Source organism: Streptomyces luteosporeus (assembly GCF_039532865.1).
GTDB lineage: Bacteria > Actinomycetota > Actinomycetes > Streptomycetales > Streptomycetaceae > Streptomyces > Streptomyces luteosporeus.
This window is the reverse complement of record NZ_BAAASL010000001.1, coordinates 65,545-88,390: the sequence shown is the minus strand read 5'-3', so window position 1 is coordinate 88,390 and position 22,846 is coordinate 65,545. Positions and strand designations below refer to the sequence as shown.

Annotated in this window: 24 protein-coding genes; 9 read left to right on the top strand and 15 right to left on the bottom strand. The window is 73.0% G+C overall.

All coding sequences use genetic code 11. The features are described 5' to 3' along the window. Nucleotides 1-18: 18 nt before the first annotated feature. Both sbnB and ABD361_RS00445 read left to right on the top strand, forming a co-directional pair. Nucleotides 19-1,020 (top strand): 2,3-diaminopropionate biosynthesis protein SbnB, encoded by a 1,002-nt coding sequence (sbnB, locus tag ABD361_RS00450; protein WP_344432539.1) that lies wholly within the window; start codon nucleotides 19-21, stop codon nucleotides 1,018-1,020. A gap of 35 nt (nucleotides 1,021-1,055) precedes the next feature. Continuing rightward, the gene (locus ABD361_RS00445; RefSeq protein ID WP_344432538.1) at nucleotides 1,056-2,099 is read left to right on the top strand and encodes a LuxR C-terminal-related transcriptional regulator; all 1,044 of its coding nucleotides are present in this window, start codon (nucleotides 1,056-1,058) and stop codon (nucleotides 2,097-2,099) included. Between the two features lie 46 nt (nucleotides 2,100-2,145). On the opposite strand, the gene ABD361_RS00440 is transcribed toward ABD361_RS00445, so the two are convergent. Continuing rightward, a complete protein-coding gene (locus ABD361_RS00440; RefSeq protein ID WP_344432537.1) occupies nucleotides 2,146-2,907 on the bottom strand; it encodes a phosphoglyceromutase in 762 nt (253 codons plus the stop codon). Between the two features lie 136 nt (nucleotides 2,908-3,043). Between ABD361_RS00440 and ABD361_RS00435 the strand changes: the two genes are divergently transcribed. Continuing rightward, nucleotides 3,044-4,330: an MDR family MFS transporter gene (locus ABD361_RS00435; RefSeq protein WP_344432536.1), complete on the top strand. Its 1,287-nt coding sequence runs from the start codon at nucleotides 3,044-3,046 to the stop codon at nucleotides 4,328-4,330. Here the strand turns inward: ABD361_RS00435 and ABD361_RS00430 are convergent. The 3 genes from ABD361_RS00430 to ABD361_RS00420 are packed head-to-tail and all read right to left on the bottom strand — an operon-like array spanning nucleotide 4,322 to nucleotide 7,478. Beyond that, nucleotides 4,322-4,834, bottom strand: coding sequence for a type III secretion system chaperone family protein (locus tag ABD361_RS00430; protein ID WP_344432535.1), 513 nt, complete (start codon nucleotides 4,832-4,834; stop codon nucleotides 4,322-4,324). The genes ABD361_RS00435 and ABD361_RS00430 overlap by 9 nt on opposite strands. Beyond that, on the bottom strand, nucleotides 4,827-6,188 hold the full coding sequence (gene mshA, locus ABD361_RS00425) for a D-inositol-3-phosphate glycosyltransferase (RefSeq protein ID WP_344432534.1): 1,362 nt from the start codon (nucleotides 6,186-6,188) through the stop codon (nucleotides 4,827-4,829). Before mshA ends, ABD361_RS00430 begins: the two co-directional genes overlap by 8 nt. Before the next feature lie 42 nt (nucleotides 6,189-6,230). Beyond that, entirely contained in the window at nucleotides 6,231-7,478 is a 1,248-nt protein-coding gene (locus ABD361_RS00420; protein ID WP_344432533.1) for an MFS transporter, read from the bottom strand. Between the two features lie 75 nt (nucleotides 7,479-7,553). Between ABD361_RS00420 and ABD361_RS00415 the strand changes: the two genes are divergently transcribed. Both ABD361_RS00415 and ABD361_RS00410 read left to right on the top strand, forming a co-directional pair. Continuing rightward, entirely contained in the window at nucleotides 7,554-8,261 is a 708-nt protein-coding gene (locus tag ABD361_RS00415) for a FadR/GntR family transcriptional regulator (RefSeq protein ID WP_344432532.1), read from the top strand. After that, complete coding sequence (locus tag ABD361_RS00410; RefSeq protein ID WP_344432531.1) at nucleotides 8,254-9,048, top strand: class I SAM-dependent methyltransferase; 795 nt, start codon at nucleotides 8,254-8,256, stop codon at nucleotides 9,046-9,048. Before ABD361_RS00415 ends, ABD361_RS00410 begins: the two co-directional genes overlap by 8 nt. A gap of 103 nt (nucleotides 9,049-9,151) precedes the next feature. On the opposite strand, the gene ABD361_RS00405 is transcribed toward ABD361_RS00410, so the two are convergent. The 8 genes from ABD361_RS00405 to ABD361_RS00370 all read right to left on the bottom strand — a co-directional run bounded on the left by ABD361_RS00405 (nucleotide 9,152) and on the right by ABD361_RS00370 (nucleotide 17,103). Continuing rightward, on the bottom strand, nucleotides 9,152-9,574 hold the full coding sequence (locus ABD361_RS00405; protein WP_344432530.1) for an NUDIX hydrolase: 423 nt from the start codon (nucleotides 9,572-9,574) through the stop codon (nucleotides 9,152-9,154). Continuing rightward, complete coding sequence (locus tag ABD361_RS00400; protein WP_344432529.1) at nucleotides 9,571-10,545, bottom strand: CHAD domain-containing protein; 975 nt, start codon at nucleotides 10,543-10,545, stop codon at nucleotides 9,571-9,573. The genes ABD361_RS00405 and ABD361_RS00400 overlap by 4 nt, the downstream gene beginning before the upstream one ends. Before the next feature lie 31 nt (nucleotides 10,546-10,576). Further along, nucleotides 10,577-12,817 (bottom strand): RNA degradosome polyphosphate kinase, encoded by a 2,241-nt coding sequence (locus ABD361_RS00395; protein WP_344432528.1) that lies wholly within the window; start codon nucleotides 12,815-12,817, stop codon nucleotides 10,577-10,579. Between the two features lie 192 nt (nucleotides 12,818-13,009). Then, nucleotides 13,010-13,993, bottom strand: coding sequence for a hypothetical protein (locus tag ABD361_RS00390; protein WP_344432527.1), 984 nt, complete (start codon nucleotides 13,991-13,993; stop codon nucleotides 13,010-13,012). Continuing rightward, entirely contained in the window at nucleotides 13,993-14,964 is a 972-nt protein-coding gene (locus ABD361_RS00385) for an ABC transporter ATP-binding protein (protein ID WP_425583097.1), read from the bottom strand. The genes ABD361_RS00390 and ABD361_RS00385 overlap by 1 nt, the downstream gene beginning before the upstream one ends. Beyond that, nucleotides 14,961-15,362 (bottom strand): GntR family transcriptional regulator, encoded by a 402-nt coding sequence (locus ABD361_RS00380; RefSeq protein WP_344432526.1) that lies wholly within the window; start codon nucleotides 15,360-15,362, stop codon nucleotides 14,961-14,963. The genes ABD361_RS00385 and ABD361_RS00380 overlap by 4 nt, the downstream gene beginning before the upstream one ends. 208 nt (nucleotides 15,363-15,570) lie before the next feature. Continuing rightward, nucleotides 15,571-16,515, bottom strand: coding sequence for a mycothiol synthase (gene mshD / locus ABD361_RS00375; protein ID WP_344432525.1), 945 nt, complete (start codon nucleotides 16,513-16,515; stop codon nucleotides 15,571-15,573). 36 nt (nucleotides 16,516-16,551) lie between these two features. After that, nucleotides 16,552-17,103 carry a hypothetical protein gene (locus ABD361_RS00370; RefSeq protein WP_344432524.1) on the bottom strand — a complete coding sequence of 184 codons (552 nt, stop codon included), beginning with the start codon at nucleotides 17,101-17,103 and terminating at the stop codon, nucleotides 16,552-16,554. 230 nt (nucleotides 17,104-17,333) lie between these two features. On the opposite strand from ABD361_RS00370, the gene ABD361_RS00365 reads away from it, so the two are divergent. From ABD361_RS00365 to ABD361_RS00355, 3 genes are all read left to right on the top strand, one after another. Then, a complete protein-coding gene (locus tag ABD361_RS00365) occupies nucleotides 17,334-19,175 on the top strand; it encodes a bifunctional metallophosphatase/5'-nucleotidase (RefSeq protein ID WP_344432523.1) in 1,842 nt (613 codons plus the stop codon). 104 nt (nucleotides 19,176-19,279) lie between these two features. Then, nucleotides 19,280-19,519 carry a hypothetical protein gene (locus ABD361_RS00360; RefSeq protein ID WP_344432522.1) on the top strand — a complete coding sequence of 80 codons (240 nt, stop codon included), beginning with the start codon at nucleotides 19,280-19,282 and terminating at the stop codon, nucleotides 19,517-19,519. A gap of 108 nt (nucleotides 19,520-19,627) precedes the next feature. After that, nucleotides 19,628-20,110, top strand: coding sequence for a hypothetical protein (locus ABD361_RS00355; RefSeq protein WP_344432521.1), 483 nt, complete (start codon nucleotides 19,628-19,630; stop codon nucleotides 20,108-20,110). Nucleotides 20,111-20,847: 737 nt separating this feature from the next. On the opposite strand, the gene ABD361_RS00350 is transcribed toward ABD361_RS00355, so the two are convergent. From ABD361_RS00350 to ABD361_RS00340, 3 genes are read right to left on the bottom strand one after another with little or no spacing between them, the layout of a single operon-like run. Then, nucleotides 20,848-21,042, bottom strand: coding sequence for a DUF397 domain-containing protein (locus ABD361_RS00350; protein ID WP_344432520.1), 195 nt, complete (start codon nucleotides 21,040-21,042; stop codon nucleotides 20,848-20,850). A gap of 19 nt (nucleotides 21,043-21,061) precedes the next feature. Beyond that, nucleotides 21,062-21,256 (bottom strand): DUF397 domain-containing protein, encoded by a 195-nt coding sequence (locus ABD361_RS00345; protein ID WP_344432519.1) that lies wholly within the window; start codon nucleotides 21,254-21,256, stop codon nucleotides 21,062-21,064. A gap of 11 nt (nucleotides 21,257-21,267) precedes the next feature. Then, nucleotides 21,268-22,125 (bottom strand): helix-turn-helix domain-containing protein, encoded by an 858-nt coding sequence (locus ABD361_RS00340; protein ID WP_344432518.1) that lies wholly within the window; start codon nucleotides 22,123-22,125, stop codon nucleotides 21,268-21,270. A gap of 211 nt (nucleotides 22,126-22,336) precedes the next feature. Between ABD361_RS00340 and ABD361_RS00335 the strand changes: the two genes are divergently transcribed. Further along, the gene (locus tag ABD361_RS00335) at nucleotides 22,337-22,789 is read left to right on the top strand and encodes an ATP-binding protein (protein WP_344432517.1); all 453 of its coding nucleotides are present in this window, start codon (nucleotides 22,337-22,339) and stop codon (nucleotides 22,787-22,789) included. Nucleotides 22,790-22,846 lie beyond the last annotated feature (57 nt).

Here is a 22,846-nt window from a genome sequence, read left to right as displayed (position 1 = left end):
GACAAGGAAATGAGCCCCATGTCCGACTTCTCCGTCGTGCCCGGCGCAGCCGTCTCCGCAATCCTCGCCGACGCCCACCAGGACGTCCTGCGCATCGTCGCCGACACCTACGTCGCCCACGAACAAGGGCTCTCGGTGAACCCCGACAGCTACTTCCTGCGCTTCCCGGACAAGCCCAACGCCCGCGTCATCGCCCTGCCCTCGTACCTCGGCGGCGACGTGGACGCCATCGGCATGAAGTGGATCGCCAGCTTCCCCGACAACACCCTGCAGGGGCTGCCGCGCGCCTCGGCGACGCTGCTGATCAACGACTACGCCACCGGCTACCCGGTCGCCTGCCTGGAGGCGGCGGGCATCAGCGCGGTGCGCACCGCCGCCTCCGCCGCCGTCGCCGCGGCCGAACTGCTCACCACGACCGGGCCCGTACGGCTCGGTGTCGTGGGCGCCGGCGTCATCGCCCGCACCATCGTCGACTACCTCCACGCCCGCGGCGTGAAGGTCGCGGACGTGCTGGTGCACGACCTGGACCCCACCAGCGCCGGCCACCTGACCGCCCACGCGACGGCCCGCATGGGCGCACCCGCCACCGCCGGCACGCTCGACGAGGTCCTCGCCCGCGACCTGGTGGTCTTCGCCACCACCGCGGCGACGCCCTACGTGCCCGCGGACACCGCGCTGCGGCCCGGGCAGGTCCTGCTGAACGTCTCCCTGCGCGACCTGGCCCCCGAACTGCTGCTGCGCAGCAACAACGTCGTCGACGACGTCGAGCACTGCCTCAAGGCGCAGACCTCGCCCCACCTGGCCGAACAGCTCACCGGTGGCCGCGACTTCATCACCGGCACCCTCGGCGCGCTGCTCCAGGGGAACGTCACCCTCGACCCCGACAAGCCCACCGTCTTCTCGCCGTTCGGTCTGGGCATCCTCGACCTCGCCGTCGGCCACCACGTCCTGCACGAGGCCCGCCGCCGGGGGACCGCCGTCGAGATCCCGGACTTCATCGGCGAGACCAGGCGCTGGTAGCCCGCCGGCCAGAGGACACGGCAGGAGGGACAGGGGTGACGACCAACCCGCAGGACATCGACGTGATGCTGCCCAGGATGGACCTTCAGCAGCTCGCGGCGCTCGCGCCCCTGGACCCGGGCGCCGTGGAGATCTACGAGCACACCACGCGCACCACGAGCGTCTCGCTGGGCGAGCTGGTGCACTTGACCGGCCGCCCGGAGGACGCCGTCGCGGAATCCGTCCGGGTCCTGCTGCGGCTGCGCCTGCTGCGATGGGCGGAGGGCGAGCCCACCCGGCTGACCGCCATCTCCCCGGACAGCGCCGAGCTGCACGTCCTGGAGCCCGCCGCACGGAAGGTCGCCGCACTGCAGGAGGCGCTGGCGCAGGTGCGCGGCGAGCTCTCGGCCCTCTCCGAGCTGTACCACGACGGGATCGTGCACCGGCTGCGCGGGGAGAGCACGGAGATCATCACCGGCCCGGCGGACGTCCGCGGCCGCATCGAGCACCTGATCGACCGGGCGGCCCGGGAGATCCTCGTCGCCCGGCCGGGCGGGGCGCGGCAGGAGGACGTGCCGTGGGAGTGCCCCGAGCGCGTCGAGGCGGCGCTCGCGCGCGGCGTGCGGCTTCGGGTCATCTGCCAGCACACCGCGCAGTTCAGCCTGCCGGTGGTCGCCCGCGTCGAGCGGGTGACCGCCCTGGGCGCCGAGGTGCGCACCGTGGGCGACCGGATCGAACCGGTCCTGGTCGTCGACCGCAGCACCGCCGTCGTCCCGCTGCGCGACGACCCGCGCGGCGCGGTGCTCGTCCGGGACCCGAGCACCGTCGACTTCATGACCGGCACCTTCGAACGGCTGTGGCCGCAGGCCACGCCCTTCCCGGCGAAGCTGGGCCGCGGCCCGGCCGTCGCCGCCTCCGACGCCGTGAAGTCCGACATCGTCCGGCTGCTGATCGCCGGGGAGGACGACAAGGCCATCGCCCGCCGCATGGGCATGTCGGTGCGGACCTGCCAGCGGCACATCACCGAGATCATGAACCGCCTGGGCGCCCGCACCCGGGTACGCGCCGGCTACCTGCTGCACGAGCTCGGCCACCGGTGATCCCGCAGGGATCCACCGGTGGCCGCGTGCCCGGGCGTGCGGGCTGCTACTTCTTCTTGCCCTGGTTCTTCACGGCCTCGATGGCGGCCTTGGCGGCCTCCGGGTCGAGGTAGCGGCCACCGGGGGTGACCGGGCGGAAGTCGGCGTCGAGCTCGTAGGCCAGCGGAATGCCGGTGGGGATGTTCAGGCCCGCGATGTCGGCGTCGGAGATGCCGTCCAGGTGCTTGACCAGGGCGCGCAGCGAGTTGCCGTGCGCGGCGACCAGGACGGTGCGGCCGGCGATCAGGTCCGGGACGATGCCGTCGTACCAGTACGGCAGCATGCGGGTGACGACGTCCTTGAGGCACTCGGTGCGCGGGCGCAGCTCGCCGGGGATGGACGCGTAGCGCGGGTCGTCGCTCTGCGAGAACTCCGAGCCGTCCTCGAGGGCCGGCGGCGGGGTGTCGTAGGAGCGGCGCCAGAGCATGAACTGCTCCTCGCCGAACTCCGCCAGGGTCTGGGCCTTGTCCTTGCCCTGCAGCGCGCCGTAGTGGCGCTCGTTCAGCCGCCAGGAGCGGTGGACGGGGATCCAGTGGCGGTCGGCGGCCTCCAGGGCGATCTGCGCGGTGCGAATGGCGCGCTTCTGCAGGGAGGTGTGGACCACGTCGGGCAGCAGGCCGGCGTCCTTCAGCAGCTCACCGCCGCGGAGTGCCTCCTTCTCGCCCTTCTCGTTGAGGTTGACGTCCACCCAGCCGGTGAACAGGTTCTTCGCGTTCCACTCGCTCTCGCCGTGGCGGAGGAGGATCAGCTTGTACGGTGCGTCGGCCATGCCCTTGAGCGTAATCGACGGGCCGAGCGCCTCGCGCCCCGGACGTTTGACGCCGATCGTCAATTGAATGGCGTGGACACGATCATTTCAGTAGCGTGCGATCCCTGTTGGCACCACTTACATCGGGGGCGCGGGAATGTCGGTAGCACGTATCGGAAGGGCCGCTCGCGAAAGCGTGTCGGGGCTGCCGCGGCAGTTCTGGTGGCTGTGGACCTCGACCCTGATCAACCGGCTGGGCGCCTTCGTCGCGACCTTCCTGTCCCTCTACCTGACGATCGACCGCGGCTACTCCGCCTCGTACGCCGGCCTGGTCGCCGCCCTGCACGGCCTCGGCGGGGTGATCTCCTCCCTCGTCGCCGGCGTGATGGCCGACCGGCTCGGCCGGCGCCCCACGCTGCTGGTGGCCCAGCTGTCCACCGCCGCCTCCGTCGCCCTGCTCGGCTTCGTGCAGCACCCGCTGGCCATCGCCGCCGTCGCCTTCCTCGTCGGCATGGCCTCCAACGCCTCCCGCCCGGCGGTGCAGGCGATGATGGCCGACATCGTCCCGCCCGAGGACCGCGTCCGCGCCTTCACGCTCAACTACTGGGCCATCAACCTCGGCTTCGCCTTCTCCTCGCTGGCCGCCGGCGTCGTCGCCTCCTACAGCTACCTCATCGGCTTCCTCGGCGAAGCCGCGCTGACCCTCGTCTGCGCCCTGCTGGTGTTCTGGAAGCTGCCCGAGTCCCGGCCCGAGCAGACCGCCGCCGACGCCGCCGGCACGCCGGACGAGCGCCCGGTCAGCCTGGGCACCGTGCTGCGCGACGGCCGGTTCATGGGGGTGGTCGGGCTGTCCTTCCTGATGGCCTTCGTCTTCATGCAGCACTCGGTCGCCCTGCCGGTGGCCATGGGCGCCGACGGCTTCTCCCCCGGCGACTACGGCGCGGTCATCGCGGTCAACGGCGTACTGATCGTGGCCCTGCAGATCCCTCTCACCCGGTTCATCGAGCACGGCGACCCGCGCCGGCTGCTGACCGTCTCGGCGCTGCTCGCCGGCTGCGGCTTCGGACTGACCGCCTTCGCCGGCTCGATCGGCTTCTACATGCTGACCGTCGTCGTCTGGACGTTCGCCGAGATCATCAACTCGCCGACCCAGATGAGCCTCGTCGTGCGGCTCTCCCCCGCCCAGGGACGCGGGCGCTACCAGGGCGTCTACTCGCTGTCGTGGTCGGTGGCCGCGCTGGTCGCCCCGCTGGTGGGCGGCACGCTGATCGACCACTGGGGGGCGGAGGTGCTGTGGGCGGTCTGCGCGGCGGTCGGCGCGCTCGCCGCCGCCGGGTACTGGCTCCTGATGTGCGGCCTGCCGGCGGAGGACACCACTGTTCCGGAGCCGGCCACCCGGCCGGAGACGAAGGCGGATACGAAGACGAAGGCCGCGTCAGCCTGACGACGGCTCGTCCCGCGTCAGGCGGGAGAACGCCTCCAGGTTGCGCGTGGACTCCCCGCGCGCCGTGCGCCACGCGTACTCCTTGCGGATCGCCTCGGCGAACCCCATTTCCAGCAGCGTGTTGAAGCTGCCGTCCGCGTGCTCCAGGACGGTCCCCAGGATCCGGTCGATCTCCTCGGGGGTCACCGCCGCCAGCGGCAGCCGGCCCACCAGGTAGACGTCGCCGAGGTGGTCGATCGCGTAGGCCACCCCGTACAGCCTGGTGTTGCGCTCCAGCAGCCACCGGTGCACGGCCGCGTGGTTCTCGTCGGGGCAGCGCACGACGAAGGCGTTGACGGACAGGGAGTGCCTGCCGACCTTCAGCGAGACGGTCGTCGACAGCTTGCGCGTACCGGGGAGCTTGACGACGTACGTGCCGTCGGCGGGGCTCTCCCACTCCAGGTCCGCCTCGCGCAGCGTGCGCTCGATGACGGCCTTCGCTGCGGGCGTGGTCCGATCAGACATGTGCCGAGCGTAGGCGACGCCTGCCCTCGCCCATCGCCGCGGTGTACACCTCGGCCGTGGCGGCGGCCGCCGCGTCCCAGCCGAAGGACTGCGCGTGGCGGGCCGCGGCCTGCCCCATGCGCTCGCTCAGCTGCGGGTCGTCGGCGAACCGGGCGAGCGCACTGGCGTAGTCGGCCGGGTCGTGGCCCTCGACGAGGATGCCGCTGCGGCCGTCCGCGACGGCCACCGGCAGGCCGCCGACCGCGGCCGCGACCACCGGGGTGCCGCACGCCTGGGCCTCGACGGCCACCAGCCCGAAGGACTCGCTGTAGGACGGCATGACGAGGACGGAGGCGGCCCGGTACCAGTCGGCGAGGCTGTCCTGGCCGACCGGCGGGTGGAAGCGGACGACGTCGGCGATGCCGAGCCGGGCCGCGAGCTTCTGCAGGCCCTCCGGCTTGGCCAGGCCGCTGCCGCTGGGCCCGCCGACGACGGGCACGACGATCCGGCGGCGCAGCCCCGGCGCCCGGTCCAGCAGCTCGGCCACCGCCCGCAGCAGGACGTCGGGGGCCTTCAGCGGCTGGATGCGGCCGGCGAACAGCGGGACGAGGGCGTCGGCGGGCAGCCCCAGGCGCTCGCGGGCGGCGGCCCGGCCGCCCGGGACGGGACGGAAGCGTTCGAGGTTCACACCGGGGTGCACGACGGCGACCTTCGCGGGATCGGCGTCGTAGTGGTGGATCAGCTCGCCGGCCTCGCCCTCGGTGTTGGCGATCAGCCGGTCCGCGGCGCGCACGATCTGGGTCTCGCCGATCACGCGGGCGGCGGGTTCGGGGGTGTCGCCCTCGGCCAGGGCGGCGTTCTTGACCTTGGCCATGGTGTGCATGGCGTGGACGAGCGGGACGCCCCAGCGCTGGGCGGCGAGCCAGCCGACATGGCCGGAGAGCCAGTAGTGGGAGTGGACGAGGTCGTAGTAGCCGGGCCGGTGACCGGCCCACGCCTGCATCACGCCATGGGTGAAGGCGCACAGCTGGGCGGGCAGCTCCTCCTTGGCCAGCCCCTCGTACGGCCCGGCGTCGATGTGCCGGACGAGCACGCCGGGCGCCAGTTCCACGGTGGGCGGCAGGGCCGCGGTGGTGGCGCGGGTGAAGACCTCGACCTCGATGCCCTGGTCGGCGAGCCGCTTGGCGAGCTCGACGATGTACACGTTCATGCCGCCCGCGTCGCCCGTACCGGGCTGGTGCAGGGGCGAGGTGTGCACGCTCAGCATGGCCACCCGCCGCGGACGCCGGGCGCCGAGGCGGCGCAGTGGCGGCTTGGCGAAGGAACCGAGCGTACGTCCGCGCCGCGCACCGAGCCTGGCTGCGTACTGGCTCACCGTCTGTTCCTCCGTCCGCCGCGGGGTTCTTCCTCCCTGCGGCTACTCGCCCCGTCGACTGGTGGCAACGTCCCGAAGGCGGGTCTCCATTTCCGGTTTACCAAAGAGTGACGTAAGCGGCTCGCCGCCTCCCGATCGATGGCGGGCGAGCGCAACGCCGGCGACCAGCTGGGCGGCCGCCGTCACCAGCAGCAGGAGCATGGGCGCCCGCCAGCCGCCGGTGGCGTCGTGCAGCAGCCCGAACGCCAGCGGCCCGCCGGTCGCCAGCAGGTAGCCGGCGGACTGGGCCAGCGTGGACAGGGCCGTCGTCTGCGCGGCGTCGCCGCCGCTGCGCGCGATGACGGCCAGGACCAGCGGGAACGACGACAGCCCGATCCCCACCAGCACCGCCCACAGCACCGGCAGCGCGACGGGCGCCGCCAGCAGCCCGGCGAAGCCCGCCAGCATCGCCGCCGACACCGCGACGAACGCCGTGCCCGGCCGCCGCGGCCCCGCGGCACCCCCGGTCGTGGCCAGCACGGCGAAGGAGACGGGGATGCCGACGGCCTGCGTGACGGCGAGGACGACGCCCGCCCGCTCCTGCGGCATCCCGTGGTCGGCCAGCAGGGAGGGCAGCCAGCCGGTGATGGCGTAGGCGTTCAGCGCCTGCAGCCCGAAGTAGGCGGTGACCAGGACGCCCAGCCGCGTCCGGGCCACGGAGCGCAGGCTCGCCCGTTGCCGGGCCGGCCGCGCGGCGCCCTGCCGGGGCGCGCCCGCCCACACCGCCGCGGCGAGGACGGCGGGCAGCGCCCAGGCGGCCAGGCCCAGGGACGGCGAACCGGCGGCGCGCGCCAGCGGGACGGCCGCGGCGGAGGCGACGGCGGCACCCAGGGCGAGGGCGGTGGTGTACAGGCCGGTGACCAGCCCGATGCGGTGGGGGAAGCGGGTGCGCACGAGGGTGGGCAGCAGGACGTTGCACAGGGCGAGCCCGCACATGCCGAGGACGGTGCCGCCCAGCAGCGCAGCCGGGTGCGGTACGGCCCGTACGGCGAGCCCGGCGGCCAGGGCGGCGAGGGCGGCGTGCACCGTGCGGTCGGTGCCCAGGCGCCGCGTCAGGGTCGCGGCGGTGGCACCTGCGGCGGCGAAGCACAGGGTCGGCAGGGCGGGCAGCAGGGCCGCGCCGAACGGCGACAGGCCCACGGTCGAGCGCAGCGCGTCGAGGAGGGCGGCGGCGCTGCTGATGCCCAGGCGCAGATTGAGGGCGATGAGGAGGACCGCGACGAGCGCCCTCGCACTGGCGAGCGAAATCATGACACGAAGGTAAGACGTCCGACGTTTGATGTCCAACGTGCAATGTCGCCGCCGACCGGGCGGTACGGTGACCGCATGAGCAAGGAACCGGCCCTCGAACCGGTGCGCCGCCCCGCCCTCTCCGACGAGGTCATCCACCGCATCCGGGCCCGCATCGCCTCCGGCGACTGGCCCGTCGGCACCCGCATCCCGCCCGAACCCGAACTGATGCGCCAGCTCCAGGTCGCCCGCGGCACCGTCCGCGAAGCCGTGCGCGCCCTCGCCCACACCGGGCTGCTGGAGGTCCGGCGCGGCGACGGCACCTACGTACGCGCCAAGAGCGAACTGTCCGGCGCCGTCGCCCGCCTCTACGGCGACAGCGACCTCGGCCAGCTCCTCGAAGTCCGCGAGGGCCTCGACGCCCAGGCCGCCCGCCTCGCCGCCGTACGGGCCGACGAGAGCGCCCTCGACACGCTCCACCACACCCTCGAACGACGCGCCGCCGCCTGGCACGCCGGCGACTTCGAAGCCTGGGTCGAGGCCGACTGGGCCTTCCACTGCGGCGTCGCCGACGCCTCCGGCAACCCCCTGCTCGCCGAGCTCTACCGCAACCTCGCCGGCCCCCTGCGCACCGCCATGGCCGGCGCCTGGGCCACCCCCGGCTTCCAGGGCGCCGACCCCGTCGGCCACGAGACCCTGCTCACCGCCCTGCGCGCCGGCGACGCCGCCGAGGCCGGCCGCCAGGCCGCCGCGAACGTCTCCGACACCCGCGCCTGGGACGACGACGGGGCCCGCCGTGCCTAGGCCCGCCCGCCCCGTCGGCTCCGCCACCCGCGGCACCACCAACCCCAACCGGCTGCGCCGCATGGACCGCTGGATCACCGCCGCCCACGCCCCGGCACTGCGGCGCAGCACCGACCCCGTCGCCGTCGACCTCGGCTACGGCGCCGCCCCTTGGACCGCCGTCGAACTGCTCGGACGGCTGCGCACCGTCCGCCCCGACGCGGAAGTCGTCGGCATCGAGATCGACCCCGCCCGCGTCGCCGCGGCCAAGCCGTACGAACGCGACGGCCTCGCCTTCGCCCACGGCGGCTTCGAAGTACCCCTGCCCGCCGGCCGGCGCGCCCTCCTCATCCGCGCGGCCAACGTGCTGCGGCAGTACGACGAGGACGAGGTCACCGCCGTCTGGCAACGGCTGTGCGGGCGGCTCGCACCGGACGGACTGCTCGTCGAGGGCACGTGCGACGAGATCGGGCGCCGGCACGTATGGGTGGCCCTCGGCCCGGAAGGACCCCGCACGATCACCTTCGCGGCCCGCCTCGGATCCCTCGGCACCCCCTCCGACCTGGCCGAACGCCTGCCGAAGGCGCTCATCCACCGCAACGTGCCGGGGGAGGCGGTGCACGCCTTCCTGCGCGACTTCGACCGCGCGTGGGCGGCGGCGGCCCCGTACGGCGCGCTCAGCGCCCGCCAACGCTGGATCCGCACGGCGACCGCCTTGCGGGCCGACTGGCCGATCGTGGACGGCCCCACGCGCTGGCGCCAGGGCGAACTCACGCTGACCTGGCAGTCCCTGGCGCCGACGCCGTAGCGCTGCCGCGCGCGCCGGTTTGTGGGCAATCGTCCCGCTGGGCGGGACGGGTGGGCACAAACCGGCCCACCGGCCGCACCACCCCGCGGCAACCCTCAGGGCCTCACAGCCCCAGCACGCGCAGCACCGCATCCACCAGCGGCCGGTCCCGGTCGTGCGTCAGCCGCCACCGCGCAGCCTCCGGCACCAGCCACAGCAGCCGGTCGACCTCGCGGCTGGGCACGAAGCGGCCCCCCACCGCTTCCGCCGCCCACCAGTGGACTTCCTTGGGCCGCCCGTCGACCAGGTAGCGGGACACCGGCAGCCGGGCCCCCGGCTCGCACCGCATCCCGGTCTCTTCCAGTACTTCCCGCACCGCACCGCTCAGCGCGTCCTCGCCGCGCTTGAGCTTGCCCTTGGGCAGCGACCAGTCGTCGTACTTCGGCCGGTGCACCAAGGCGAGCTCGACCGGCCCGAGCCCCGGCGCGGCGCGCCGCCACAGCACGCACCCCGCCGCCCGCACCACGTGCGCAGACGGCGGCGTCACGGCACGATCCTCTGCCACATGCGCCCGAAGGCGTAGCGTGCGGCTTCCACCTCGTGCCGCTGGTCGGCGTGCAGGACGCCGAGCGCGTACGCCGTGGCGGGGGCGATGCGCGGCGTACGGGCGGCGGCCGCCGCGGCCGCCGCGGCGTCGGCGGCGTCGCGGTGCCGGTCGAGGGCCTGGCCGGCGCCGAGCAGCCGTACGGACAGCGAGGGTTCGGCCTCGGTCTGTTCCTGTTCGTCGAGGACTTCCTGCGCGTACCGCCGCAGCCGCACCAGGCGCCGTACCTGGTGCCAGGGCGCGTCCTGCCGGGTCTCGGCGGGCGGTGCGTCCGCGGCGGCGGTGGCGACGAGGCCGTGCACGAGGGCTTCGGCGTTGTAGGGGCGGCCGGCGGTGGCGAGCGGCAGGGCCTCGACGGCGTCGGTCAGGCGCCGGTGCGCCTGGTCGGCCAGGCGCGGCAGGGCCGCCGCGGCGGGCGTCTCGCGGGCGTGGGGGTCGAGCGGCACCTCGGAGGCGAGGACGGCGACCGCGTCGGCGACGGCGTGGAAGCGGGCGGAGCCGAGTGCCTGGAGGGCGGCGGAGTGGGCGCGGGTGCGGGCGAGGGTGAGCTGCCGGTCGAGCAGCGCCCCGGCGCGGGCGGCGCCGACGGTGGCGGGGCCGCCCGCGCCGGCGAGCCGGTGCAGCGCGCCGCGCAGCCGGGCGAGCCGTGCCGCGTGGGCGTGTTCGCGGCCGATGACGTCGCAGAGCCAGCCGAGTTCGCCGCGCAGCTGGTCGGTCCAGGTGGGGTCGGTCAGGGGCCGGTAGACGTGCAGGGTGCCGGCGATGCGCCGGGCGGAGCGCCGCAGCAGGCGGGCGGCTTCGCCGGCGTCCTCGGCGTCGGCGCCGCTGTCGGCGTGCAGGCGCAGGCTGCGCAGGAATTCCACGGCCTGGGCGTGCAGGTAGCCGGCGAGGACCTCCCCCGCGCTCGTGGTCATGTCCGTGCCTGCTGCGAGTGGCGCCGGTGCTTCATGAGGTAGCTGAGCCACGCCGGCGCCTCCGTGCGTCGATGAGGATCTCCTGCACGCTGCGCAGCGGCCGGCCGTCGGTGTCGGTGGCGTGCCGCGTCCATTCGCCGTCGGGGCCCAGGTGCCAGGAGGCGGTGTGGTCGGAGACGCCGAGTTCCAGCAGCTTGCCCAGCGAGGCCCGGTGGGCGGGGTCGGTGACGCGGACCAGGGCCTCGATGCGCCGGTCGAGGTTGCGGTGCATCATGTCGGCGCTGCCGAGCCAGACTTCGGTGTCGCCGGCGTTGGCGAAGGCGAAGACGCGGGAGTGTTCGAGGAAGCGGCCGAGGACGCTGCGCACGCGGATGTTCTCGGACAGTCCGGGGACGCCGGGGCGCAGGGCGCAGATGCCGCGTACCCAGATGTCGACGGGGACGCCGGCGCGCGAGGCGCGGTAGAGGGCGTCGATGACGGCCTCGTCGACCATGGAGTTGACCTTGATGCGGATGGAGGCGGGCCGGCCGGCGCGGTGGTGGGCGACTTCTCTGGCGATGCGCTGGATCAGCCCGTCGCGCAGGGAGCGGGGGGCGACGAGCAGGCGCCGGTAGGTCTCGCGGCGCGAGTAGCCGGAGAGCCGGTTGAACAGGTCGGACAGGTCGGCGCCGACCTGTGCGTCGGCGGTCAGCAGGCCGAAGTCCTCGTAGAGGCGGGCGGTCTTGGGGTGGTAGTTGCCGGTGCCGACGTGCGAGTAGCGGCGCAGGGTGTCGCCCTCCTGCCGGACGACGAGGGAGAGCTTGCAGTGGGTCTTGAGGCCCACGAGGCCGTAGACGACGTGGCAGCCGGCCTCTTCGAGCTTGCGGGCCCATTTGATGTTGGCCTGCTCGTCGAAGCGGGCCTTGATCTCGACGAGGACGAGCACCTGCTTGCCGGATTCGGCGGCGTCTATGAGGGCGTCGACGATGGGCGAGTCGCCGGAGGTGCGGTAGAGCGTCTGCTTGATGGCCAGGACGTCCGGGTCGGCGGCGGCCTGTTCCAGGAACGCCTGTACGGAGGTGGAGAAGGAGTCGTACGGGTGGTGCAGCAGCACGTCGCGCTCGCGCAGGGCGGCGAAGATGTCGGGCGGGGAGGCGGACTCCACCTCGGCGAGGTCGCGGTGGGTGCCGGCGACGAACTTGGGGTACTTCAGCTCCGGCCGGTCCAGGGAGCCGATGGTGAACAGCGCGGTCAGGTCGAGCGGGCCGGGCAGCGGGTAGACCTCGGCGTCGGAGATCTTCAGCTCGCGCACCAGCAGGTCGAGGACGTAGGGGTCGATGGTCTCCTCGACCTCCAGGCGCACGGGCGGGCCGAAGCGGCGGCGCATGAGCTCCTTCTCCAGCGCCTGCAGCAGGTTCTCGGCGTCGTCCTCCTCGACCTCCAGGTCCTCGTTGCGCGTGACCCGGAACATGTGGTGCGCGAGCACCTCCATGCCGGGGAAGAGCTCCTCCAGGTGGGCCGCGATGACGTCCTCCAGCGGCACGAACCGCTGCGGGGAGGCCTCCAGGAAGCGCGGCAGCAGCGGCGGCACCTTCACGCGTGCGAAGTGGTCGTGGCCGCTGACGGGGTTGCGCACGACGACGGCGAGGTTGAGCGAGAGCCCGGAGATGTACGGGAAGGGGTGCGCGGGGTCGACCGCCAGCGGCGTGAGGACGGGGAAGATCTGCTGCCGGAAGAGGGTGAAGAGCCGGCCCTGCTCCTTGTCGGTCAGCTCGGGCCAGCGGATGAGGTGGATGCCCTGGTCGGCGAGCTCGGGGGCGACGTCCTGCTGGAAGCAGGCGGCGTGCCGGGCCATGAGCTCGCGCGAGCGGGTCCAGATCAGCTCCAGCACCTCGCGCGGTTGCAGCCCGGAGGCGGAGCGGGTGGCCACGCCGGTGGCGATGCGGCGCTTGAGACCGGCGACGCGCACCATGAAGAACTCGTCGAGGTTGCTGGCGAAGATCGCCAGGAAGTTGGCGCGTTCCAGCAGGGGGGTGGCCGGGTCCTCGGCGAGCTCCAGCACCCGTTCGTTGAAGGCGAGCCAGCTGCGCTCGCGGTCCAGGAAGCGGCCCTCGGGCAGCGGCTCGGCGCCGTCGTCGCCGGCGGCCTCCAGCTCCTTGATCCCGAAGGCGTCGAGATCGGCCCCCACCTGCGGCACGCCGGCGACGACGGCCGCGTTCGGCCGGTGGGCGGCGATGAAGCCCACCGAGTCGGTCGTGGTGTCCGGGGCCGGAATCCTCGACGGCTGGCTCATACCTTCATTGTTCCGCGCCTCGGGCCGGTCGGGCGCGTCCGGGGCCGGGGCGGGGGCGGCGCGGAGCCGCCGCCCTGGGGCGCGGGTCGGGGCGGGCTGCATTCGCCCAGGCTCGCAACCGTGGTTTAAGCACGGGTAACGTCCACATGGCATCCAGGGGATCTCCGGCTCCCGCGCCCCCGTCCCAGGGCCTCAGGGGTGGGTGCGGCGCATGACCCACACGGCCGCGCCGGCCACCAGCAGCGCCAGGGCCGTGCACACGCCCGCCTCGGCCCACAGCAGGGGCTGCATGTGGGAGCCGGGATGGTACTCCAGGTACCAGCCGACCGCATGGTGCTGCGCGAGGCAGTCCTCGGGCCGCACGCCGATGCCGCAGTCCGGCTCGGGGAGGTGGCCGCCGGAGGCGTCGACCATGCCGCGGCCGACGATCCAGTCGCTGTTGCCCCTGATCAGGCCCGGCATGTCCCGGGAGAGCTCGGTCGCCGGGGCGACCATGCGGTCGCGCAGCCACTGGACCGGCAGCAGCAGCACCGGGAGGGCGAGGATCGTCACGCCCAGGGCGGGCAGCGCCCGCCGCACCAGCAGGCCGGCCAGGGCGCCCACCGCGAGCCCGAGCAGGGCGTGGGCGACGGGTACGGGGCCGAGCATGTCGGTGTTGCGCCACCACCACTGGCCCGGCAGGTGTTCCAGGGGCAGGCTGCGCCAGGTCCAGGCGTAGGTGGCCGACAGCACGGAGACGCCGGCCAGGAGGGCCGCGGCCGGCAGGGCGAGCTTGGCCGCGAACCACCGCATGGGCGACAGCGACTGCGTCCAGGCCACCCGGTACGTCCCGCTCTCCAGCTCCCGGCCGATCACGGGGCCCGCGACGAACGCGCCGACGAGCAGCGGAAGGTACTCCAGGAACCGGCCGATGTAGTGCAGCGGGTCGCCGTAGGTGTCGTTGAGGTGCCGGAAGGCGTCGTTCCCGGGCCCGGTCACCTCGTGGCCGCCCGTGTAGCCGGTGATCCCGGAACGCAGCCACACCAGCGCCCCCACGAGCACGGCCAGCAGGCCGAGGGCCGACCAGGCGGCGACGCGGTGCTGCCGCAGGACGAGCCAGGCGGCGCCGCGGGTGCGCCCCGCCGACTGCAGGAACGTTCCTTCCTCGGCTGTCGTCGCTTCGATGGTCATCGTCATCACGCCGCCTCCTTGCGTCCCGTTGCCGTGCGGTACGAGGGCGTACGCGGCTCCGCGCTCGGCGCGAGCAGCGGCGGCGCCCCGGGCGAGCGCAGGTGGGCCAGGAGCAGCTCCTCCAGGGTCGGCTCGCTCACCTGCCAGGCACCGGCCACCGGACCGTCCGTCCGCAGCAGCGCGGTCAGCTGACGGCCCGTCGTGCGCGACTCCACCACCGTGTGCGGGGCGAACGCGCGCGGCGTGCCCGCCTCCTCGTGGCGCCCCACCACCAGCCGGTGCGCGGAGATCAGGTCCTCCACCTCGCCGGCCAGGCGCACCCGGCCCCCGGCCACCAGCAGCAGGTAGTCGCACACCTCCTCCAGCTCGGCGAGGATGTGCGAGGCGATGACGACGGTCGTGCCGCGCTCGGCCGCCTCGGCCATCAGCAGGGCCGTCATCTCGTGGCGCACCAGCGGGTCGAGGTCGCTCATCGGCTCGTCGAGCAGCAGCAGTTCGGGCCGCTTGCCCAGGGCCAGCGCGAGCGCGAGCCGGGTGCGCTGGCCGCCGGAGAGCGTCCCCACCCGGGCGCCGGGCGACAGGTCGCCGCCGCGCACGATCCGCTCGGCGCCGGCCGCGTCCCAGCGGCCGGGATTGAGGTGCCGGCCCATCCGCAGCGTGTCGGCCACCGTGAAGTCGGGGTAGAGCGGCTTGTCCTGCGCGACGTACGCGACCCGGGGGCGCACCCCGGCCCCGCCCGCCTCGCCGCCGAACACCCGCAGCCGTCCCTCGGCCGGGCGCATCAGCCCGGCCGCCAGCGACAGCAGCGTGGACTTGCCGGCCCCGTTGGGCCCGACGAGGGCGCACACGCGCCCGGCGGGCACCCGGAAGCTGCACTCGCGCAGCGCCCAGCGGTGCCGGCGGTGGCGCGCCCCGAGACCGACCGCCTCCAGGGCGGTCCTGCCGGGCGCGAAGGTCAGGTCGGTCAGGTCGGTCACGCGGTCCCCTCCCGCACGTCGTGGAACGTCTCCTCCAGAACGGACGTGAGCAGGGCCGCCACGTCCTCCCGGTCCAGCCCGGCCGCACGGGCCCGTGCCGTCCAGTCGGCCAGCTCGGCGCGCAGCGGCGAGTCGGCGGCAGCACCCGGCCGGGCCAGGGACCGCCGCACGAACGTGCCCAGCCCGGGGCGCGCCTCGACCAGGCCCTCGCGGTCCAGCTCGCGGTAGGCCTTCAGGACGGTGTTGGGGTTGATGGCGGTGGCCGCGACGACCTCCTTGGCCGTGGGCAGCTTGTCCCCCGGCGCGAGCAGCCCGAGCCGCAGGGCCTGCTTGACCTGCTGAACGATCTGCAGGTACGTGGCGACTCCACTGCGCCGGTCGATGCGGAACTCGACCACGCGTTCAACCCTTTCACTAATTGACTAGTGAAAGGGTGCGGGAGGGGCGCGGGCCGTGTCAATCCGCGCCCCGGCCGGGGCGCCCCGCAGGGGCGCGGGGAACTGCGCGATCAGCCACCCACGGCCCGCAGCCGACGCACGGCACTCCACCTGCGGGCGCGTCGTGGCTTGTCGCGCAGTTCCCCGCGCCCCTACGGGGCGCTAGGCGCTACGCCTCAGTGCGGTACATCAGGTCCACCTCGTGCGTCACGAACCCCAGCCCCTCGTACACCCGCACGGCCGCCGCATTGTCCGCGTCCACGTACAGCATCGCCGTCGGCAGGCCCCGGCCTGCCAAGTGGCGCAGGCCCACGGCCGTAAGGGCCTTGCCGAGCCCGCCGCCCTGCGCCCCGGGCCGGACGCCGAGGACGTACACCTCGCCGAGGCCGCCTTCTCCTGGGTGTTCCTCCTCGTGCACCTTCGTCCAGTGGAAGCCCACGATCTCCCCGCCCTTCTCGGCGAGGAAGAAGCCCTCCGGGTCGAACCAGGGCTGCGCCTTGCGGTCGTCCAGGTCCCGCTGGGTGAGCGCCCCCTGCTCGGGGTGGTGCGCGAACGCCTCCGCGTTCACCGCCAGCCACGCCGCGTCGTCGGCGCCCGGCCGGAACGTCCGCAGGCTCACACCGTCCGGCAGCACCGGCTCCCCCAGCTGCAGGTCGCCCAGCGGGCGGCGCATCTGCCGCAGTTCGCGGAACAGGCTCAGGCCCAGCACCTGGGCCAGGTGCCGCGCCGCCGGGTGGCCCCCGTGCGCCCACACCCGCAGCCGCTTGCCGGACTCGGCGAGCAGCGCACCGCCCAGTACGCGGCCGTGCCCGCGCCCCCGGTGGTCGGGATGCACCACGAACTCGCCCGCCGGCGCCTCCACGGGGTCGCCCTCCTCCAGCTGGCCGTACCCCAGCAGCCGCTGCTCGCCGTCGCGCTCGTGCAGCAGGACGTGCCGTACGCCCGCGCGCCGACCCTCCAGTTGCAGGCGCCCCTGCTCCGAGACGGCCGGCTGCCCGTCCAGGGCGGCCGCGTCGGCGATCAGCCGTCGCACCTGCGCCACCTGTTCGGCCGGGAGCTCCTCCAGCACCTCGATGCGCCGCTGCCCGCTCGCGTCATTCACCACGTCGCTCATGGTGCGAGCCTACGACGGGCACCCGCGGAGGCCCGGTCAGCGGCGGCTGTTGAGGAAGCCGATCAGGGTGGCGCCCCACCAACCGAGCTGGGAGACCAGGACGGTGACGCCGCAGCGCACGAGCAGCGCCCGGCCGGCCGCCGCCGTGGCGGTCAGCCTCTCCTGCAGGACGTGGGCGTGGATCCCGTTGAGCGCGACGAGCAGGACGAGGGCGAGCTTGACCTGGGTCAGGGGCGCCGAGAGGGACGGCTGGAGCAGCACGCCGCTGCCCACGAGCCCCGCCAGCCCCAGCCAGATGGGGACGTGGACGGCCGCCGACGTACGCAGCACCTCGCCGAGCGGCCGCTTCCCCGCCAGCCACAGCAGCCCCAGCCAGTCCACGGTCAGCACGGCCCCGAAGCCGACGACCAGGCAGGCGAGGTGCACGAACAGCGCCACGTCGTGCAGGAGCGGATCCGCCCGCAGGTGCACCGCGGTCCACACCGCTGCGGCCCACAGCGCGCACACGCCCAGGCTCGCGGCGAGGGCGCGCAGGGCCGGGGCCACCGGAGGGGAGGGGACGGCGGTGGGGGTGGCCGGGGTGGTCACGGTGGCTGTGTTCCTTGTCGTACAGGCGGTGCACAGGCGGCAAGGAAAGCCTTGCCTAAGTAATTCTGCGGCCCTCAATAGGCCACAGCACCGCTCTTCCGGTCAAGCGGCGTAACCCTTTCGTCATTCCGCCCCTCCTGTGCGGCTACGCGCGTTGACCGTAGGCTGCCGCCGACCACTTCCGATCCACCCACTGCACACCCACGGCATAACTGCACAAAGGGGAACACATGCACGCGACGCCGCCGAGAAAGCGCCTCGCACGACGGCTGACCACCGCAGCAGCCGCGCTCGCCGCCACCGCCGGTGTCCTGTCCACCGCCGCCCCCGCCGGGGCGGCGTCCGCGCGCCACGACCACGGCCGCACGGTGGACGTCCAGCTGCTGTCCTTCAACGACCTGCACGGCAACCTCGAACCGCCGCAGGGATCCTCCGGCACCGTCACCGAGACCGAGGCCGACGGCACGAAGAAGGTCATACCCGCGGGCGGTGTGGAGTACCTGGCCAACTCCCTGCGTACCGCGCGCAAGGGCCACGAGTACTCCATCACCGCCGCGGCCGGCGACATGATCGGCGCCAGCCCGCTGATGTCCGGGCTCTTCCACGACGAGCCCACCATCGAGGCGCTCAACAAGCTGAAGCTCGACGTCACCTCCGTCGGCAACCACGAGTTCGACGAGGGCCGCACCGAGCTGACCCGCATGCAGCGCGGCGGCTGCCACCCGAAGGAGGGCTGCTACGAGAAGGGCAAGAAGTTCCAGGGCGCGGACTTCCCCTACCTCGCCGCCAACGTCACCGACGAGAAGACCGGCAAGCCCATCCTCAAGCCCTACACCATCTGGCAGCACAAGGGCGTGAAGGTCGGCTTCATCGGCGTCACCACGAAGGACACCCCCAACGTCGTCACCGCCGAGGGCGTCAAGGGCCTGAAGTTCGCCGACGAGGTCGAGACGATCAACAAGTACGCCAAGGAGCTCGACCGCCAGGGCGTGAAGTCCATCGTCGCGCTCATCCACGAGGGCGGCATGCCGGCCTCCGGGTCGTACAACTACAACTGCGACACCCCGGGTGCGGGCGCCGGCATCTCCGGCGCCATCGTCGACATCGCCAAGAAGGTCACGCCGAAGGTCGACGCCCTCGTCACGGGCCACACCCACCAGGCCTACGCGTGCACCATCCCCGACCCCTCCGGCGCGCCCCGCACGGTGACCTCGGCCGCCTCCTTCGGCCGCCTGTACACCGACACCACGCTGACCTACGACCGCCACACCAAGGACATCGTCCGCAAGCCGGTCAAGACCGCCGCCCCCGCGTACGCCTCCGAGGCGAAGAACCCGCGCACCGGCAACCACGTCGTCGACCGCAACCAGCCCAAGGCCGCGGACATGACCGCGCTCATCGACCGCTGGAAGGCCCTGGCCGCCCCGGTCGCCAACAAGCCGGTCGGCTACATCTCCGCCGACATCAACGGCCGCGGTTCCGAGGCGTACGAGCAGCCCCTCGGCGACGTCATCACCGACGCCCAGCTCGAAGCCCTCGCCCCCGCTGACAAGGGCGGCGCCCAGATCGCCTTCATGAACCCCGGCGGCATCCGCTCCGACCTCGCCTACAAGGCCTCCGGCGGCGAGGGCGACGGCGTGGTGACCTACGGCGAGGCGTTCACCGTCCAGCCGTTCACCAACATGATGCAGGTCAAGGACCTCACCGGCGCCCAGGTCATCGCCGCCCTGCAGCAGCAGGTCAGCGGCCCGAACGAGGCCCAGCCGAAGATCCTGCAGGTCAGCAAGGGCCTGACCTACACGCTGGACCTGACGAAGAAAGGCGCGGACCGCATCGTCGCCTCCTCGGTCAAGCTCAACGGGGCCCCGATCGAGCCCGGCAAGGTCTACCACGTCGCCGCCAACGAGTTCCTGATGGGCGGCGGTGACGGCTTCCCGGTCTTCAAGGACGGCACGAACAAGCGCGTCGGCCTCTCCGACCTCGACGCCTTCGTCGCCTACCTGACGGCCCACTCCTCGAAGACCGCCCCGCTGGCACCGCCGGCGGCCGACCGCATCACGATCGTGAAGTAACCGATCGTGAAGTAACCGATCGCCCCGCTCCCGCGCGCACCAGGGGGCGCGCGGGAGCACGGCGGGCATGGGCGGAGCCGCCCGACGGTAAGGAGGGATGCGGAATGGCTGCCGTGGAAGGGAAGTTCACGATGAAGGCCGCATACCGTCGCGCCATGACCACGCTCGCCGCAACACTTCTGCTGTGCGGCCTGGGCGCGGCCCTCGCCGCCCCGGCGGAGGCGGACGTGGACGCCAACGTCGCGGGCGGGCTCGCGACCGCGCACGGGAACGAAACCGTCGAAGCGTCGGCGCTGGGCGTCCAGCTCGTGAACTCCCGGAACCCCCTGCCGGACGTCCTCTGACACCCGGTTGGCCGGTTTTCTGCCCGCGGCGTTGCGGGCCCGGCGGACACGCACCAAGATCACGCATGGTTACAGCGCGATCACGCATCCGCCGGATTGGAGATCCCCTTGATACGCCGCCCCGCCCTCCGCGCCCTCACCACCGCCGTCGCGGCCGCCGCCCTCGCCCTGACCGCGACCCAGGCCGCGACGGCTGCCACGGCGGCCGCCCCTGCCGTCGCCGCGGCGAAGGCCACCCAGGGCGACGACAACCCGTTCAGCGTCATGGACCTCGACGGACTGCGCGCGGAGTACCGCTTCATGTGCCCGGCGGGCCACTGCGTCGGCTACTGGTCGCTGGTCCTGACGGACGAGGTGGCCCGCAAGCGCTACGCGGGCGGCGAGTTCTTCGTCTACGCCCCGGCCAAGGGCGACTTCGGCTTCTTCCTCGACGGCGACATCGCCACCCGCACGGTGAAGAAGGCGTCCCAGGTCCGCATCGTCGACAGCGAGTTCACCCGCACCCACCCCCGCTTCGAGGTCCGCTACGGCAACCCCGAGCAGCCGAAGAAGGCGCGGGTCGTGGCGACGTCGACGATCTGGATGCGTTGACGCTGTGGCGCGGCGCGGGTGCGGTGCGGCCCGGTGGGTCTGGTGGCGGAGTGTGCGCTGCGCCGCTGCGCGGCTTGGGGGGCGGAGGGCCGGGCTGCGCCCTGGGCGGCCCACCCGCTACGCGGCTGGAAGCGCGCACCCGGAAAGGGAGCGGTGCCCCGCACCGGGGCGGGTGACGAAGCGAAACTGCGCCGCTGCGCGGCTTGGGGCGCGGAGGGCCGGGCTGCGCCCTCGGAGGCCCACCCGCTGCGCGGCTGGAAGCGCACACCCCGCACGGGAGCGGTGCCCCGCACCGGGGCGGGTGATGAAGCGAAGCTGCGCCGCTGCGCGGCTGAACGGCTAGCCCCGCACGGCGGAGGTCACCCCGGGATCGCAGTGAAGCCCGCCGCTGCGCGGCTTGACCGCGTTACCCCTCACCGTGGCGGCACCCCCCGTGAGGGTTTCCGCCACCAAGACGGCACCCGACCCCAGTACGGGCATCCTGACAGCGCAGCGAAGCGGAGCAGCCACCCCACAAGAAAGGGAAACGCCGCCACCATGGGGCAACCCCCTCAAGCCGCGCAGCGGCGACCCTCACTGCACCAGGCAACCGATTCCGCGCACCCACACACTCCCGGGCTCGCCCTTCCAGCCGCGCAGCGGGTGGGCCCCCAGGGCGCAGCCCGGCCCTCCGCCCCCCAAGCCGCGCAGCGGCGCAGCGCACACTCCACCACCAAACCCACCCATCCGCACCCGCTTCACCGCACCGGCGGCGGCCAGCCGGACTTTATGGCACGCAACAGCGCACCAAGGCTGTGCGCCCCGAGCGCGAGCACCACGTCCGGGGTGTCACTCTCCCGTAAGCGCGGACTGCCGTCGCCCGAGGCAGCGATGTTCAGACAGTTCGATGCCTCGCCACAGTAAGTCGACTTCTGCCACAGGTAGTCGGGCACCAGGGACCTCCATCGCGTCTCAGGGGACTGGCAACGGCCAGCCGGACTTGATGGCGCGCAGCAGCGCGCCGAGGCTGCGTGCGGCCGGCGCCAGGACGACATCCGGGGTGTCGCTCTCCCGTAAGCGCAACGTTCCGTCATTCGAGGCAGCTATGTTCAAACAGTTGGCACCTTGGTGGCTGTACGACGACTTCTGCCACAAGAAGGCGGACATCGCGACACCCCTCACAGCTCGCATTCGATCCGATGGATGAGATCACGTGACTCGTCCGGCTTAAGGGCGCATGCCTCCATGCGGTCCAGCACGACGCGGTAGCGCTCCAATTGCGCTTCTGCATCGAGGAACTCGCAGCCGTGCTCCGAGTCGAGCTCGACGGTGTCAAGCTGTGGCACTGAACCGCAGGCATAGACGATCGGCTGCCCCGAGCCGGGGAATACGCCGCTGCCGAGCGGAAGGACCAGTGTGGTGATGTTCTCCCTCTCGCTCGTCTCGATGAGATAGCGCAGCTGAGCACGCGATGTCGACCGGCCCCCGTACCCCATGCGCAACGCGGACTCGTGGAGAATCGCGGTCAGGTTCATCGATCGCGCCCGGTCCAGGACCGCCTGCCGTGTGATCCGGAACGACACGTGGTGCTCGACCTCGTACTGTTCGAACGGAGGTACGGCGGCGCTGAACATGGCGCGCGCGTGAGCAGCGGTCTGGAGCAAGCCGGGGATGTGCATGATGCCCGCCACCCGCAACGCCTTTGCGTGATGCTCCAGTTCGGCGAGGTCCAGCAGCCCGGCACCCAGGATCTCGCGGTACTCCTCCCACCACCCCCGGGTGCGGCCTCCGGTCATGCCTGCCAGGACCTCGATCAGGTCGCGGTCGCCGCAGGTGTAGTTGCGCGCCAGCGCCCGCACCCGTTCGGCGCTCACCGCGTAGCGGCCCGCCTCGATGTTGCTGATTCGCGATTGGTTGACGCCGAGCAGCGCGGCTGCTGCCGACGTGGACAGACCTGCTCTTTCGCGGAGCTTGCGCAGTTCCGCGCCCAGCCGCCGCTGGCGCAGCGTTGGACTCGCCGCTGAAGCCACAGGCATCCTCCCGATCCCAATCGTCACCCACACGAGGGGCGTTGGCCCGTATTTCGACAGGCGAGTGGAATATAGGCCATCCAGGGGCCTACGGTGTGAGCCAGGCCACTTCCCGAGTCGCAGCCCCGCCGCGAACGGAAGCGCACCGCCCCACCGCACGGGCGGCAATGACACCGCGCGGCGCCGCGACGACGACCTCTCCGCCAAGGAGCCACTCATGGCAACCGTATCGCCGGAAGACTGCTGGTCCTACTCGCTCACCCTTCCGCATGACCCGCGCTCCGCGCACGTCGCGCGGGTCACCCTGCGCGCGGTCGTTCAGAGCCACGGTCTGACGCACCTGGCCGACGTCACCGAGCTGGTCGCCAGCGAGCTCGTGGCGAACACGTACCTGCACTCCGACGGACCCGCCGAGATCCGGCTCCGCCGGGTCGGGGCGGAGTGCGTGCGGATCAGCGTGTGGGACACGAACCCGGACATCCCCGAGCCGTTCGCGCGGCCCGTGCGGCTGGGCAAGGGGAGGGTTCCGGCCGTGGACGTCGAGGCGGCGGGCGGCAGGGGGCTGCTGATCGTGCGCAGGCTGGCCGAGGCGTGGGGCAGTTGGTCGGCGGGGAGGGCGTTCCCGGGGGTGCCCGGGAAGATGTTGTGGTGCGAGGTCGGCCGCCAATAATGCGTCACTACTGGCGGTAGGGCTTGCGTTCGAGGGGTCCCCGCGTGGTGGGATGAG